We start from the raw sequence: 14050 nt of genomic DNA on the forward strand, positions 1-14050 counted from the left end.
GCGGGCACCTTAGCACGCCGGTCGCCGGTCCATGCGTGGCCGGTCTCATTCGTTGTCGCTGGGCTGACCGGCGGCTCCCTCGCGGCGCAGCAGTTCTCGCTTGCGCGGCAGGCCCCAGCGGTAGCCGCCTTCGCCCGTACTGCCGACCACCCGGTGGCAGGGCACCAGCAGGCCGATGCTGTTGCTGGCGCAGGCGCGGGCGATGGCGCGCGGATGGCTGTCGAGCTGCGCGGCCAGCTCGCCGTAGCGCCGTGTCTCGCCGCTGGGGATGCGCGTGAGGGCGCGCCAGACGCGCAACTGGAAGGCGCTGCCGTGCAAGTCGAGCGGCAAGTGGGCGGCCTGTTCGGGCTCCGCCAGTTGCGCCAGCACCTGATTCAACCAGTCGCCCAGGCCCGCGTCGTCGCGCACGCGCTCGGCGGCGCCGAAACGCTCGGCCAACTGCTCCTCCAGCTCGCCGGCCTCATCGGCGAACAGCAGCGCGCAGACCCCCTTGTCGGTGGCCGCCAGCAGCATCCGCCCCAGCGGGCAGGGCGCGATGACATAGCGCAGGCGTTCGCCGGCGCCCTTCTGCCGGCGCTGCGCCGGGCTCAGTGGGGTGGCGTTCTCGTAGAGGGCGCGGGTGCCGGAGTAACCGGCTTCCAGGGCGGCATCCAGCACGGAGCGCGCTTGCGGCAGTGCGGCGGCCAGGCGTTGTTCCCGACGTGATTCGGCCCAGGCGCGCGGCGTCAGACCGGTTCGGGCCTTGAAGGCGCGAGCCAGGTGCGAGGCGGAGAGGCCGATGCGGCTGGCCAGTTCGTCCAGGGTCAGCGGTTTTTCCGCCCGGTCGAGCAGGTCGCAGGCCGCGGCGACCAGCGCGTCCAGCTGCTCGCGGGGGCTCGGGCCTTGCGGCGAGCAGCGCTTGCACGGGCGGAACCCCGCGGCCTCGGCGGCGGCCGGGTTTTCGTGGAAGGCCACGTTGCCGCGCGAGGGGCGGCGGGCCGGGCAATTGGGGCGGCAGTAGACACCGGTGGAGCGCACGCTGAAGACGAAACGCCCCTCGAAGCGCGCGTCCCGCTCGCAGACTGCCTGCCAGCAGCGCTCAGGGTTCAGCTCGATGCTCATCATGGCGTGTCTCCACGGAATGGGGCGATGTGGGAATTGTCTGTCCGGCGCTGCGGGCGGGCAATCCGCATCGCGTTTTCAAACTGCGGACTACGCTTGCCGATGTCCGACTTCAGAGAGCGTTGCCTTGCTTCGATTCTGCTTCTGTTACCTGCTGCTTGCCCTGCTGTATGTCCCGGCGCACGCAGCGAGCCTTGCGTTGACCGATCAGGAGCGGGCCGTCATCAGCGCCCACGAACCGATCCGCGTCGGGCTGTTCCGCGCCGGCTGGCCGCCGTTCGAGGTGATCGACGAGTTCGACCAGTTCCACGGTATCAGCGCCGACTACCTGCAACTGATTTCCGAACGGCTGGGCATGCAGGTCCGACCGGTGATCTACAACACCTGGGACGACGTGCTCGCCGCCGTGCACGCCGGCGAGGTGGATCTGGTGCCGTCGGTGGCGATGACCGACGAGCGCAAGCGCTTCCTCAGCTTCAGCCAGCCGTACCTGTTGACCAGCAGCCTGATCTTCGCCCGGCGCGACAGTACCATCCGCACGCTCGACGACCTGTCCGGGCGGCGGGTGGCGGTGGAGCAGGGCTATGCCGTGCAGGAGTTGCTGGCGAAGGCCGTGCCCGGCGTGGTCTTCGTGGTCAGCGAGGATTCGGCCGGCGCCCTGAAGGCGGTGTCCATCGGCAGGGCCGATGCCTATGTCGGCAACCTGATCACCTCCAGCTACCTGATCGAGCAACTGAGTCTGAGCAACCTGGAAGTCCGCGGCGACAGCGGCCTGGGCAACAGCCAGGTGCGTTTCGCCGTGCGCAAAGCGCTGGAGCCGCTGGTGCCGCTGCTCGACCGCGCCTTGGGCGACATCAGCCGCGGTGAGCAGGAAGACATCCAGGCGCGCTGGCTGCCGTCGCTGGACGTGTTCGACTGGATGCACCTGCTGCAGATCGCCTGGCCCTGGGTGGTGGGTGTGCTCGCCCTGCTGGCCTTCGTGCTGGTGTGGAACCGGCGGCTGTCCATCCAGGTCGCCGAGCGCGCCCGCGCCGAAGCCGAGGAGCGCCGCCAGCGCAGTACTCTGCTGGCGCTGATCAACGCCATTCCCGACCCGATCTGGTTCAAGGACACCCAGGGTCGCTACCTGGGGGTCAACCAGGCGTTCGCCGACTGCCTGGGGCGGCTCCCGGAGGAGATCGTCGGGCGTAGCGACCGCCAGTTGTTCAGCCGCGCAGCCGGCGCCGGCCGGCACGAGCGCGACCAGCAGGCGCTGACCGGCAGCGAGCCGTACGCCAGCGAGGGCTGGGTGATCTATCCGGATGGTCGCCAGGTACTGTTCGATACCCTGCGCAGCGCCTTCCATGACGACCGCGGACGCCTGCTGGGACTGGTCGGCGTGAGCCGCGACGTCACTGCGCGCAAGTCCACCGAGGTCGCGCTGGCCCAGGCCCGCGATCTCGCCGAGGAAGCCGCGCAGCTCAAGAGCGACTTCCTCGCCAACATGAGTCACGAAATCCGCACGCCGATGAATATCATCATCGGCCTTGCCCACCTGTTGCAGGAAACCACCCTGGATCAGCAGCAACTGGACTACCTGGGCAAGATCCAGGGTTCGGGCCAGTACCTGCTGGAGCTGATCAGCGACATCCTCGACCTGTCGCGGGTGGAGGCCGGCAGGCTGGAGTTCGAGCGCATCGCATTCGACCTCGAACGCCTGCTCGGCGAGCTGTTCGACCTGCTCAGCATCCGCGCAGCGGGCAAGGGACTGGCGGTGCGTTGCCAGATCGACCCGAGGGTGCCGGCCCAGGTGGTCGGCGACTCGCTGCGCCTGCGGCAGATCCTGATGAACTACGCCAACAACGCGCTGAAGTTCACCGAGCGCGGCGAGCTGGAGCTGATCGTCGACCTGGAGCACGAAGACGAGGACAGCCTGCAGCTGTACTTCGGTCTGCGCGATACCGGCATTGGCATCTCCGCGACGCAGCAGGACCGCCTGTTCGAGTCGTTCCGCCAGGCTGACAGCTCGATTACCCGACGCTACGGCGGCTCGGGGCTGGGGCTGGCGATCTGCAAGCACCTGGCCGAGGCGATGGGCGGCAGTGTCGGTGTGGAAAGCGAAGCGGGGCAGGGCAGCCTGTTCTGGTGCCGCCTGCCGATGGGGCGGGTGGACGATGCGCTGGAGGTGAACCTGGACAGCATCAGCCATGCCGCGCCTCCGCTGCCCGCGCTACCGGCGGCGGAAGCGGCGCCCCTGCCGGAGCCGAGCGGCGACAGGGTGGAGATCGAGCGTGTCTGCCGGCGCCTGGCGCAACTGCTGGCCGCCGACGACCCGCGTGCGGGGCGTCTGCTGGGCGAGCGTGCAAGCCTGCTGCGCAGCGTCTTCAATGAGGGGTACGAGGGCATCGCGACGAACGTCAGGCGTTTCGAGTTCGAGCGCGCCCTGGAAAACCTGGTGAACCTCGCGAGGGAGCGCGACATCAGGATCTGAACGCCGGCGCGGATGGAAGGTCCGATCCGGTGCCGCGTGGCAGTCTGAACAATAAGGGGAATGCAATGGATAGCATGTTGGACCGGCCGGAACAGGAATTGATCCTGGTGGTGGATGACCAGCCGGATAATCTGATGCTGATGAGCGAGCTGCTGATGGACCGCTACCAGGTGCGCGTCGCCGCCAGCGGCGCCAAGGCGCTGCGCCTGGTGCAGAGCGATCCGCGCCCGGACCTGGTGCTGCTCGACATCATGATGCCGGAGATGGACGGCTACGAAGTCTGCCGGCAGCTCAAGGCCGACCCCTTCACCCGCGATATCCCGGTGATCTTCCTCACCGGCATGGTCAACGCCGCCGATGAGCAGAAAGGCCTCGACCTGGGCGCGGTGGACTACATCACCAAGCCGATCAGCCCGCCGGTGACCCTGGCGCGCATTCGCGCGCACCTCAACCTCAAGGCCAATGCCGATTTCCTGCGCGACAAGAGCGAATACCTGGAGCTGGAAGTGCGCCGCCGCGCCCGCGAGCTGCAGGCCATCCAGGACGCCACGCTGGAGGCGATGGCGACCCTGTGCGACCTGCGTGACAACCCGCACAGCCAGCATCTGGTGCGCATCGAGCACTACATGCGCCTGCTCTGCTGCACTCTGGCCCTGCGCAACGAATTTTCCGGCGAACTCTCGGTGGAGAATATCGAGCTGCTGGCGCGCTCGGCGCAACTGCACGACATCGGCAAGGTCGCGGTGCCCGACCGCATCCTGCACAGCCCCGGCCAGCTCGACGAGGCCGACCGGCTGATCATGCAGAGCCACACCACGGTTGGCCGCGACGCGCTGGCGGCGGCCGAACGCAAGCTCGGCTATCCGGCCGACTTCCTGCGCTACGCCAAGGAGATCGCCTACAGCCACCACGAGCGCTGGGATGGCCGCGGTTATCCGGAAGGCCTGGCCGGCGAACGCATACCGATGGCCGCGCGGATGCTGACGCTGATCGACTGCTACGACGAACTCACCAGCCGCCACGCCTACCGCACCTCGCTGGGCCCGGACGAGGCGGCGGCGCGGATCAAGGCCGGCGCCGGCAGCCAGTTCGACCCGCGCATGGTGGAAGCCTTCAGCGAGGCTGCCGAAGGCTTCGCCAGCATCGCCCTGCGCTATGCCGATAGCGACGAGGCCCTGGGGCTGGAGTTGCTGCGGCTGGAAGACGCGGTTATCGAAAGCATCGAACTGACGCCGCCGACCCCCTGATCGCGCTGGGCGGCCGCCGGGGATTGCCGTATAAGGTGCGCAGCGCCCGTAGAGAGGTATGCCAGGAAGCCCGATGAAGACCCCGAAACGCATTGAGCCGCTGATCGAAGACGGACTGATCGACGAAGTGCTGCGCCCGCTGATGAGTGGCAAGGAAGCGGCGGTCTATGTGGTGCGCTGCGGCGACGAGCTGCGCTGCGCCAAGGTCTACAAGGAAGCCAACAAGCGCAGCTTCCGCCAGGCCGCCGAGTACCAGGAGGGGCGCAAGGTGCGCAACAGCCGGCAGGCGCGCGCGATGGCCAAGGGCAGCAAGTACGGCCGCAAGGAGCAGGAGGAGGCCTGGCAGAACGCCGAGGTCGCCGCGCTGTTCCGCCTGGCCAATGCCGGCGTGCGGGTGCCCAAGCCCTATGATTTCCTCGATGGCGTGCTGCTCATGGAGATGATCGCCGACGAGGACGGCGATGCGGCGCCACGCCTGAACGACGTGGTGATGGAGCCGGAGCTGGCGCGGGAATTCCACGCCTTCCTGATCCGCCAGATCGTGATGATGCTCTGCGCCGGTCTGGTGCATGGCGACCTGTCCGAGTTCAACGTGCTGGTCGGGCCGGACGGCCCGGTGATCATCGACCTGCCCCAGGCGGTCGACGCTGCCGGCAACAACCACGCCTTCCGCATGCTCGAGCGCGACGTCGGCAACATGGCCGCCTACTTCGGCCGCTTCGCCCCGGAACTCAAGTACACCCACTACGCCAAGGAAATGTGGGCGCTGTACGAAGAAGGGAAGCTGTTGCCGGACACTCCGCTGACCGGCCATTTCGACGATCCCGAGGACGAGGCGGATGTCGATTCGGTGTTGCGCGAAATCGCCGAGGCCCTGCGTGAGCAGGCCCGCCGCGAGGCCGGCCGCGTCGCCCAGGATGCGCCGCAGACCCGCGACGAGCCGCCGCCTCCGCCGTGGGAGCAGGCTTGAGCGGAGTGAGCGCCCCCTCTGACATCCTGACGCTGATCGCCGCGCAACCCGAGCGCATGCGCCTGCTGCGAGGGGTGCGCGATGACGGACCGGCCGATGCCTGGATCGGCGCCGGCTTCGTGCGCAACGCCGTGTGGGATGCGCTGCACGGCTATGCCGAAAGCACGCCGCTGGCCGATGTGGATGTCCTGTATTTCGCCGCTGACCGCCTGGAAGCCGAGGCGGACTCCGACTGGGAGCGCCGGCTTCTGGAGGCCTGCCCGGGCGTGCCCTGGTCGGTGCGTAACCAGGCGCGCATGCACCTGCGCAATGGCGACGCGCCTTACCGCGACTGTGCCGATGCGCTGCGGCACTGGGCGGAAACCTGTACCGCGGTGGCGGTGCGTTTGCGCGGCGACCGACTGGAGTTGCTGGCGCCGCTGGGGGGCGACGACCTGCTGGACCTGCGCGTTCGGCCAACCGAACGCTTTCGCGCAAAGCCCGATCTCTACCGCCAGCGCATCGCCGCCAAGAACTGGCTGGCGCGCTGGCCAAAGCTGCAGATCGACCCCCTGTAGGAGCGGACTCCGTCCGCGATCTGCTTCGTGCTGTGCGGTGCTGTGCGGTTCGCGAGCAAGCTCGCTCCTACGAAGAGCTGTCCCGTCACCCCGGTAGGAGCGAGCTTGCTCGCGAACCGGCCCGGCACCGGCCCTGCCGGGGATCGCGGAGAAGCTCCGCTCCTACGAGATCAAGATCCCCTCACCCTCTCCCGCAAGCGGGAGAGGGAACCGTTCGGTGCAGGAGGAAGCCACGGTGTCAGCCGGTACGGACTGACCCCTCTCCCTGAGGGAGAGGGCTGGGGTGAGGGGGAATCGCAGGCGCGGATTTCCCCGATAGAAGACAGTTGTTCCTACGAGAGCCGATTCCCTGAGCGGCGTACAACTGTACGGCACCAACTGTATCCATACATCGCACGCCGGGGCTGGTAGCGTTGCTCCACTCCACTGCGAGTTCTACGCCATGCCCTTGCGCCATATCCTGCTCGCTCTGCTGGTCACCCTGATCTGGGGCATCAACTTCGTCGTGATCAAGATCGGCCTGCACGACTTCCCGCCGTTGCTGTTCTGCGCCCTGCGCTTCGCCTTGGCCGCACTGCCACTGGTTTTCCTGCGCGGCCCGCTGCCGGCGCCGTTCTGGCGCATCGTGCAGATCGGCGTGCTGCTGGGCGTGGTGAAGTTCGGGCTGCTGTTCGTCGGCATGCACCTGGGCATGCCGGCCGGGCTGTCCTCGCTGGTGCTGCAGAGCCAAGTGTTCTTCACCGTGCTGATCGCCGCCGTGCTGCTGGGCGAAAGGCCTACTCCACGTGCGCTGCTGGGCCTGGCGCTGGCTGCCGGCGGCCTGCTGCTGATCGGCCTGGAGCGGCCGCTGGGCGACAGCCTGCTGGCCTTCCTGCTGGTGATCGCCGCCGCGCTCGCCTGGGCCTTCTCCAACATCGCCACCAAGCGCTCCGGCGCCAGCGACATGCTGCGCCTGATCAGTTGGGTCAGCCTGATCCCGCCGCTACCACTGCTGGTGCTGTCATGGATCTTCGAAGGTCCCGAGGCGATCGGGCACGCCGTGCTGAATATCCACTGGACCGGCGCCGGCGCGCTGCTCTATATCGCTTTCCTCGCCACCACCGTCGGCTTCGGCCTGTGGAGCTTCCTGCTGCGCCGCTACCCGGCCAGCCAGGTCACGCCGTTCGCGCTGGCGGTGCCTGTTTCAGGTCTGCTGTCGGGCTGGCTGTTCCTCGGCGAAGCGCTGACCGCCCAGGACTGGATGGCTTGCGTGCTGGTCTTCGTTGGCCTGGCCGTGACCGTGCTGCCGGCGTCGCTGTGGCGTCGCCGTACGACAGTGAGCGCCCAAGGCTGACCCGTACCTGTAGGAGCGAGCTTGCTCGCGAACCAACCCCGCTGCAGGCTGTGTTCGCGAGCAAGCTCGCTCCTACAAAAGCGTCAGATTGCTGCACCGCGGTGATCCATCACCAGTTGTCTTGGGTCGTCAGTGAGAGACTGGCCGCTGCGGTTCGCGGCCGAGTTTCTCGCAGGTGGCCAGGTAGTCGTCCACGGCCTCTTCGAACGCCCCGCGCAACTCGCTCACCGACTCGCCGTGAAAACCAATCACGTCGCGGATACCGGCGATGTGGCCGATGAACAGCCCGTCGTCATCGCTGTATTCGATGCGGGCGGCGTAGCCTTGATATCTCATGAAGGAATTGTCCCGCTCTGTTGGGCAGTCGTTCTGCCCTCGGGCTTTGGTATCTATCAGTAACCGCGATGACCACAAATCGAACGGGGCGCTTAGCCCCGTCCGAAAGCTCCTCAATGACAGCAATTCCCCGACTCCAGGTCCTTCAGGATCGGGCAGTCCGGCCGGTGATCGCCCTGGCAGTGGTCGCTCAGTTCCTGCAGGGTGTCGCGCAGGCTGCTGAGTTCGGCGATCTTGCGATTCAACTCTTCGATATGCCGAGCGGCCAGGGCCTTCACGTCGGCGCTGGCGCGTTGGCGGTCCTGCCAGAGGGCGAGCAGTTGGCCGACTTCCTCCAGCGAGAAGCCGAAGTCCCGCGAGCGGCGGATGAAGGCCAGGGTGTGCAGGTCCTGCTCGCTGTAGTGCCGATAGCCGCTGGCGCTGCGGCCGGCGGGGGCGAGCAGGCCGATGGATTCGTAGTAGCGGATCATCTTCGCGGTCAGGCCGCTCTTCTTCGCCGCTTCGCCGATGTTCATGCCGATTCCTCTCGATCGAACGCCCCCGCTTGCGCGGGGCGTGGGTGTCACTGGTGATCCTGCGGTTTCCAGCGCTTGAGCAGCAGGGCGTTGCTCACCACGCTGACACTGGAGGCGGCCATCGCGGCGCCGGCGACCATCGGGTTGAGCAGGCCGAAGGCGGCCAGCGGGATGCCCACCAGGTTATAGATGAAGGCCCAGAACAGGTTCTGGCGAATCTTCGCGTAGGTGCGCCGGGAGATGTCCAGCGCCGCCGGGACCAGCCTCGGGTCGCCGCGCATCAGGGTGATGCCGGCGGCGTGCATGGCCACGTCGGTGCCGCCACCCATCGCAATACCGACATCAGCGGCGGCCAGCGCCGGGGCGTCGTTGATGCCGTCGCCGACCATCGCGACCACTTTCCCGCGCTTGCGCAGGGCGCCGACCACCTCGGCCTTGTCGCCGGGCAGTACTTCGGCGTGCACGTCGTCCAGGCCCAGCGCATCGGCGACCACCTTGGCGCTGCCACGGTTGTCGCCGGTGATCAGGTGGCTGGCGATACCGCGTCCGCGCAGGGCGTCGATGGCGGGCTTCGCGCCGTCCTTGAGGCTGTCGCCGAAGGCGAACAGGGCCACCACGCGGGCCTGCGGCTCGCGCTCGATCAGCCAGGACAGGGTCCGCCCCTCGGCTTCCCAGCGTTGTGCAGAGTCCGCCAGATCGCCGGGCGGCAGTTGCAGCTCGTCCAGCAGGCGGCGGTTGCCCAAGGCCAGCAGGCGGCCGTCCACACGGCCCTGGATACCGCGTCCGGCCAGGGCCTGGGTGGCGTCGGCGGCGGTCGGGGCCAGCCCGCGCTCGGCGCAGGCGTCGAGTACCGCCTTGGCCAGCGGGTGTTCGCTGCCGCGTTGCAGGGCGCCGGCCAGGGCGAGGGCCTGGGCTTCGTCGCTGGCGGCGAGGTTGGTGATGCGTGGCTGGCCGGAGGTCAGGGTGCCGGTCTTGTCGAAGGCCACGGCATCGACCGCGTGGGCGACTTCCAGTGCTTCGGCGTCCTTGATCAGGATGCCGTGTTTCGCCGCCACGCCGGTGCCGGCCATGATCGCGGTGGGAGTCGCCAGGCCGAGGGCGCACGGACAGGCGATCACCAGCACGGCGACGGCGTTGATCAGCGCGTGTTCCCAGCCGGCACCGGCGATCAGCCAGCCGACCAGGGTCGCCAGGGCGATACAGATCACCACCGGGACGAAGACGTTGCTGACCTTGTCGACCAGTTTCTGGATCGGCGCCTTGGCCGCCTGGGCGTCTTCCACCAGGCGAATGATCCGCGCCAGTACGGTTTCACCACCCAGGGCGGTGGTTTTCACCCGCAGCACGCCTTCGCCGTTGATGGCGCCGCCGGTGACGGCATCGCCGACGCCCTTGGCCACCGGCACGCTTTCGCCGGTGATCAGCGCCTCGTCGGCGTGGCTCTGGCCGTCGAGCACTTCACCGTCCACCGGGAAGCGCTCGCCGGGGCGTACCAGCACTTCGTCGCCCAGGCGCAGTTCGGCGATGGCGACATCTTCTTCCACGCCGTCACGGATGCGGGTGGCGCGCTCCGGGCGCAGCGCTTCCAGGGCCCGGATGGCGGCGGCGGTCTGGCGCTTGGCGCGGCTTTCCAGGTACTTGCCGAGCAGGATCAGGGTGATCACCACGGCGCTGGCTTCGAAGTACAGGTGCGGCATTTGCCCGGGCGTTGCGGCGTACCAGAGGTACAGGCTCAGGCCGTAGCCGGCGCTGGTGCCGAGGGCGACCAGCAGGTCCATGTTGCCGCTGCGGGCGCGCACGGCCTTGAACGCGGATACATAGAAGCGTGCGCCGATGATGAATTGCACGGGGGTGGCGAGCAGGAACTGCACCCAGGCCGGCAGCATCCAGTGCTGGCCGAGCCAGTCGCCGATCATTGGCAGCACCAGCGGCACTGACAGGACGATGGCCGCTATCAGCCACCAGCGCTCGCGGGCCAGGCGCGCTATCTGCGGATCGACCCCGGGGTGCTCGGATGCAATGGGGCGGGCCTTGTAGCCGGCCTTGTCGACGGCGGTGACCAGGTCGGCGATGTCCACCGCGCCGAGCAGGTCGAGGTGGGCGCGCTCGCTGGCGAGGTTCACGCTCACCTCGCGCACGCCGGGTACCTTGCGCAGGGCGCGCTCGACGCGGCCGACGCAACTGGCGCAGGTCATGCCGTCGATGGCCAGTTCCAGGCTATGGGCGGGCACGGCGTAGCCGGCCTGCTCGACGGCCGCCACCAGGGCCGGCAAGGCGTCGTCGCTGGGAGCCCCGGCCAGTTGGATGCGGGCCTGCTCGCTGGCGAGGTTGACGCTCGCCTCCTGCACCCCGGGCACCTTGCGCAGGGCGCGCTCCACGCGGCCGGCGCAGCTGGCGCAGGTCATCCCGGAAACGGGAAGGTCGAGTTCGATGGGGGTTGCGCTGCTCATGGGGACTCTCCCTGAAGTTCCCCGACAGAATCAACCTTGACATAAGGGTAAGGTCAAGCTTTTCCCCGCGGTTCCTTGCCGCAGGTCAGCGCATCCCGCTCAACTGCCGCTGGAGACCGGCATCAGATAGAGGCCGCTCTCGCTGTTGGCAATGCGGAACTTGCGCACTTCGCCGGCGCGCAGCAGTACCGACTGCGCGCGCAGGGGCTCCAGGCCGCCGTGGCAGAGCCCGGAATTGGCGGTGACGAGACGCAGGGAGGTTTCGCCCGGCGGGAGGTTGAGGGCTATCTCGCCCTCGGGTTGCAGGCGCGAGACCTTCTGGTCCTGCACATAGAGGTCGATGTCGCAGGCGGTGCCGGTGTCCAGCCGCGCGCGGCTGACGATCAGTACGGCATAGGCCGCGGGCTGGGCGTCGGGCACCGGCCAGGAGCCGGGCGTGGCCGGTGGCGGTGTCGACGGTACGGGGGGCGTCGGGGCGGGCGGTGCATCGGGCATGCCGTCGGCCTGTGCCAGGACGGAGATCAGCAGGCTGGCGGCCAGCAGGAGGGAGCGGCACATGGGGCGTTCTCCGGGACGGGGATCATGAGCGCAGCTTGGCCGAGAGACTGACGCAGGACAAGCGCGTGGGAACAAATCGCCAGGGGGCTTGACCTTGCCACGAGGGGAAGGTGGAGACTGCACGCAACGACTCATCACGCGACAGGAGAATTTCCATGCATACCTTCCAAGTCAAAGGCATGAGCTGCGGCCACTGCGTACGCGCCATCACCCAGGCGGTGCAGGCGCTCGACGCGGCGGCGGACGTTCAGGTCGACCTGGGCCACGGCGAAGTGCGGGTTGCCAGCCGCCTGGACGAGTCGGCGATTCTCGCCGCGATCCGCGAGGAAGGCTACGAGGCAGAGGCGGCCTGAGAGCCTGTCTACGATCTGCTGCGCGTTGGCCACAGGGCGTTGCAAAGCGCCCTCAGATGCTCATTTACAGCAGGTAAATTCCACTCTTCGGACGCTTTGCGCCTACTACGGTCCTAGCCCGCGAGATCGTAAACAGGCTCCGAGTCTTCTTTCCTTCCGGGCCGGCATCACGCCGGCCCATCAGGTTTGGGGCGCGCTCCAGTCGCGCACCAGCCCTCTGAACAGGGCATCGAACAGGAGGCGGGTTTCCCGCTCCGCGTCGAACAGCTCCGGGTCGCGCAGCCAGTCGCTGAGCAGGCCGAAAATCATCGCATGCACCGCGCGCGAGGCGATCTGCGGAGACACGCCCGGCATCAGCCGGCTACGGCAGCTCTCGCGGGTGAACAGCTGTTCGCACAGTTCGATGAACTGACGGATGAAGTGGTTGTGCCGCTCTTCCGCATCGCGCAATTCGTCGGTGAACTCGCAGCGTTGCAGCAGGATGGTGAGGATGCGTCGGCGCTGCGGATGGCGCGCCAGGTTCTCGATGACTTCCACGCTCAGTTCGAACAGCGACTGGATCGGGTCGTGCCCGTCGCAGCCGGAGAGACGCTGCGCCAATTGCTCCGGTGGCAGGCGTACCTGGTTGAGCAGTTCGTTGAACAGATGGGCCTTGTTCTGGAAGTGCCAGTACACCGCGCCGCGGGTCACGCCGGCGCTTCGGGCAATCTCTTCCAGGCTCGTGTTGGAGACGCCTTTGGCAAGAAAAATCTGCTCGGCTGAATCGAGTATCGTCTGACGCGTCTTTTCCGAATCTTCTTTAGTTCTTCGCATGGCGCATGCTGGTATACAGGCTAGGATCACTATTCATTGGTAGTTTACTGATTTTAATGTGTGAACAGTGCCTTACAGACACTGGCGCAAGTGAACTCCTCTCGGTCAATATCCATTTCATTCAGCTTTTTCTGTCATTCCATGGAGAGGTTACATGCAGTTTGTCCGCCGTTTGCCCGTTGCGCTTGCTGTTTTTGGCTTGCCTGCCTTGTTCGCCACGGTGCTGCAGGCTGAGGACAAACCCGCCGCTGCTGCACCGCCTCCGCCGGAGGTAACCGTGGAAGTGGCCAAGAGTGGGACCGTCCCCGTGACCCTGGAGTATGCTGCCCGGACCGCTGGTTACCGTGAGGTGGAAGTGCGCGCCCAGGTCAGCGGCATCCTGCAGCGCCGTACCTATGAAGAAGGTCGCCCGGTGAAGGAAGGGCAGGTGCTGTTCCGTATCGATCCGCGCCCCTACCAGGCGGCACTGGGGCAGGCCAAGGGCTCGCTGGCACAGGCCCAGGCGCGCTATCGGCAGACCGAACGCGATCTCAAGCGTATCCGCGAACTGCAGAAGAAGGGCTTCGCCAGCGAAAGCGAACTGGACCGTTACATTTCCGACTTCGAGCAGGCCAAGGCGGATGTCGAGGCTGCTCGCGCCAACGTCGATGCCAAGCAGATCGACCTGAACTACACCACGGTGACCGCGCCCATTTCCGGCATGGCGAGCAAGGAAACCCGTTCCGAGGGCAGCCTGGTGGCGGCGAACGACCCGAACTCCAGCCTGCTGACCAAGCTCACGCAACTGGATCCGGTGTACGTCAACTTCGCCTATCCCGATACCGAGGCCGCGCGCCTGCGCGATGGCGTGCAGAGCGGCAGGCTGAGCCTGCCCGCGGACGGCAAGCTGAGCGCCGAGTTGCGCTTCGGCGATGGTTCCAAGTATCCCGTCGATGGCGTGGTCGACTTCACCGACAGCTTCGTCAATACCGGCACCGGCACGGTGAATGCCCGCGCTGTGGTGCCCAACCCGAAGAACCAGTTGATTCCGGGGCAGTTCGTCCGTGTGCTGATCAAGGGCATCGCCCACAAGAACGCGGTGACGCTGCCCGAGCGCGCATTGGCCCAGGGGCCGCGCGGTACCTTCGTCTATGTCGTCGACAAGGACGGTTTCGCCCGCGTGCGCCAGGTGACGACCTCGCAGACCGTGAACGGCCGCTGGATCATCGACGCTGGCGTGGATGACGGCGACAAGGTCATCGTCGACGGCCTGCTCAAGGTTCGTCCCGACCAGCCGGTCCGAGCCGTCGAAGGTGGCGCGCAGGAACCGGCGGCCAATCCCGCCCAGACCCCGTCATAAGGAGCGCT

Annotated in this window: 12 protein-coding genes and 1 pseudogene; 7 read left to right on the top strand and 6 right to left on the bottom strand. The window is 67.3% G+C overall.

The features are described from left to right. Positions 1 to 45: 45 nt before the first annotated feature. Positions 46 to 1104 carry a bifunctional DNA-binding transcriptional regulator/O6-methylguanine-DNA methyltransferase Ada gene (gene ada / locus ACYCAX_RS07940; protein WP_294978280.1) on the bottom strand — a complete coding sequence of 353 codons (1059 nt, stop codon included), beginning with the start codon at positions 1102 to 1104 and terminating at the stop codon, positions 46 to 48. Between the two features lie 196 nt (positions 1105 to 1300). On the opposite strand from ada, the gene ACYCAX_RS07945 reads away from it, so the two are divergent. The 5 genes from ACYCAX_RS07945 (at position 1301) to ACYCAX_RS07965 (ending at position 7678) form a co-directional block, all read left to right on the top strand. Then, the gene (locus tag ACYCAX_RS07945) at positions 1301 to 3571 is read left to right on the top strand and encodes an ATP-binding protein (protein ID WP_460247752.1); all 2271 of its coding nucleotides are present in this window, start codon (positions 1301 to 1303) and stop codon (positions 3569 to 3571) included. Between the two features lie 65 nt (positions 3572 to 3636). Beyond that, positions 3637 to 4818, top strand: a complete 1182-nt coding sequence (locus ACYCAX_RS07950) for an HD domain-containing phosphohydrolase (RefSeq protein WP_460247753.1) — start codon at positions 3637 to 3639, stop codon at positions 4816 to 4818. A gap of 73 nt (positions 4819 to 4891) precedes the next feature. Further along, the gene (locus tag ACYCAX_RS07955) at positions 4892 to 5788 is read left to right on the top strand and encodes a PA4780 family RIO1-like protein kinase (RefSeq protein ID WP_294978275.1); all 897 of its coding nucleotides are present in this window, start codon (positions 4892 to 4894) and stop codon (positions 5786 to 5788) included. A gap of 5 nt (positions 5789 to 5793) precedes the next feature. Beyond that, complete coding sequence (locus ACYCAX_RS07960; protein WP_460247754.1) at positions 5794 to 6345, top strand: nucleotidyltransferase family protein; 552 nt, start codon at positions 5794 to 5796, stop codon at positions 6343 to 6345. 442 nt (positions 6346 to 6787) lie between these two features. After that, entirely contained in the window at positions 6788 to 7678 is an 891-nt protein-coding gene (locus ACYCAX_RS07965; RefSeq protein WP_460247755.1) for an EamA family transporter, read from the top strand. Positions 7679 to 7813: 135 nt separating this feature from the next. Here ACYCAX_RS07965 and ACYCAX_RS07970 read toward each other — a convergent pair. The 4 genes and pseudogenes from ACYCAX_RS07970 to ACYCAX_RS07985 all read right to left on the bottom strand — a co-directional run. After that, positions 7814 to 8014, bottom strand: a pseudogene (locus ACYCAX_RS07970) (type II toxin-antitoxin system HicB family antitoxin); the annotation flags it as partial. Between the two features lie 113 nt (positions 8015 to 8127). Beyond that, a complete protein-coding gene (gene cueR, locus ACYCAX_RS07975) occupies positions 8128 to 8529 on the bottom strand; it encodes a Cu(I)-responsive transcriptional regulator (protein ID WP_015475603.1) in 402 nt (133 codons plus the stop codon). A gap of 47 nt (positions 8530 to 8576) precedes the next feature. Beyond that, entirely contained in the window at positions 8577 to 10979 is a 2403-nt protein-coding gene (locus ACYCAX_RS07980; protein WP_460247756.1) for a heavy metal translocating P-type ATPase, read from the bottom strand. A 99-nt stretch (positions 10980 to 11078) separates the two neighbouring features. Beyond that, positions 11079 to 11537 (bottom strand): hypothetical protein, encoded by a 459-nt coding sequence (locus tag ACYCAX_RS07985; RefSeq protein ID WP_460247757.1) that lies wholly within the window; start codon positions 11535 to 11537, stop codon positions 11079 to 11081. Positions 11538 to 11692: 155 nt separating this feature from the next. Between ACYCAX_RS07985 and ACYCAX_RS07990 the strand changes: the two genes are divergently transcribed. Beyond that, positions 11693 to 11890 carry a heavy-metal-associated domain-containing protein gene (locus tag ACYCAX_RS07990; RefSeq protein WP_015475606.1) on the top strand — a complete coding sequence of 66 codons (198 nt, stop codon included), beginning with the start codon at positions 11693 to 11695 and terminating at the stop codon, positions 11888 to 11890. Positions 11891 to 12070: 180 nt separating this feature from the next. Here the strand turns inward: ACYCAX_RS07990 and ACYCAX_RS07995 are convergent, their stop codons facing one another. Then, the gene (locus ACYCAX_RS07995) at positions 12071 to 12703 is read right to left on the bottom strand and encodes a TetR family transcriptional regulator (protein WP_015475607.1); all 633 of its coding nucleotides are present in this window, start codon (positions 12701 to 12703) and stop codon (positions 12071 to 12073) included. A gap of 154 nt (positions 12704 to 12857) precedes the next feature. Between ACYCAX_RS07995 and ACYCAX_RS08000 the strand changes: the two genes are divergently transcribed. Further along, the gene (locus tag ACYCAX_RS08000; RefSeq protein ID WP_460247758.1) at positions 12858 to 14042 is read left to right on the top strand and encodes an efflux RND transporter periplasmic adaptor subunit; all 1185 of its coding nucleotides are present in this window, start codon (positions 12858 to 12860) and stop codon (positions 14040 to 14042) included. Positions 14043 to 14050: the final 8 nt, after the last annotated feature.

The sequence above is a fragment of the Pseudomonas sp. MT3 genome, assembly GCF_054720805.1.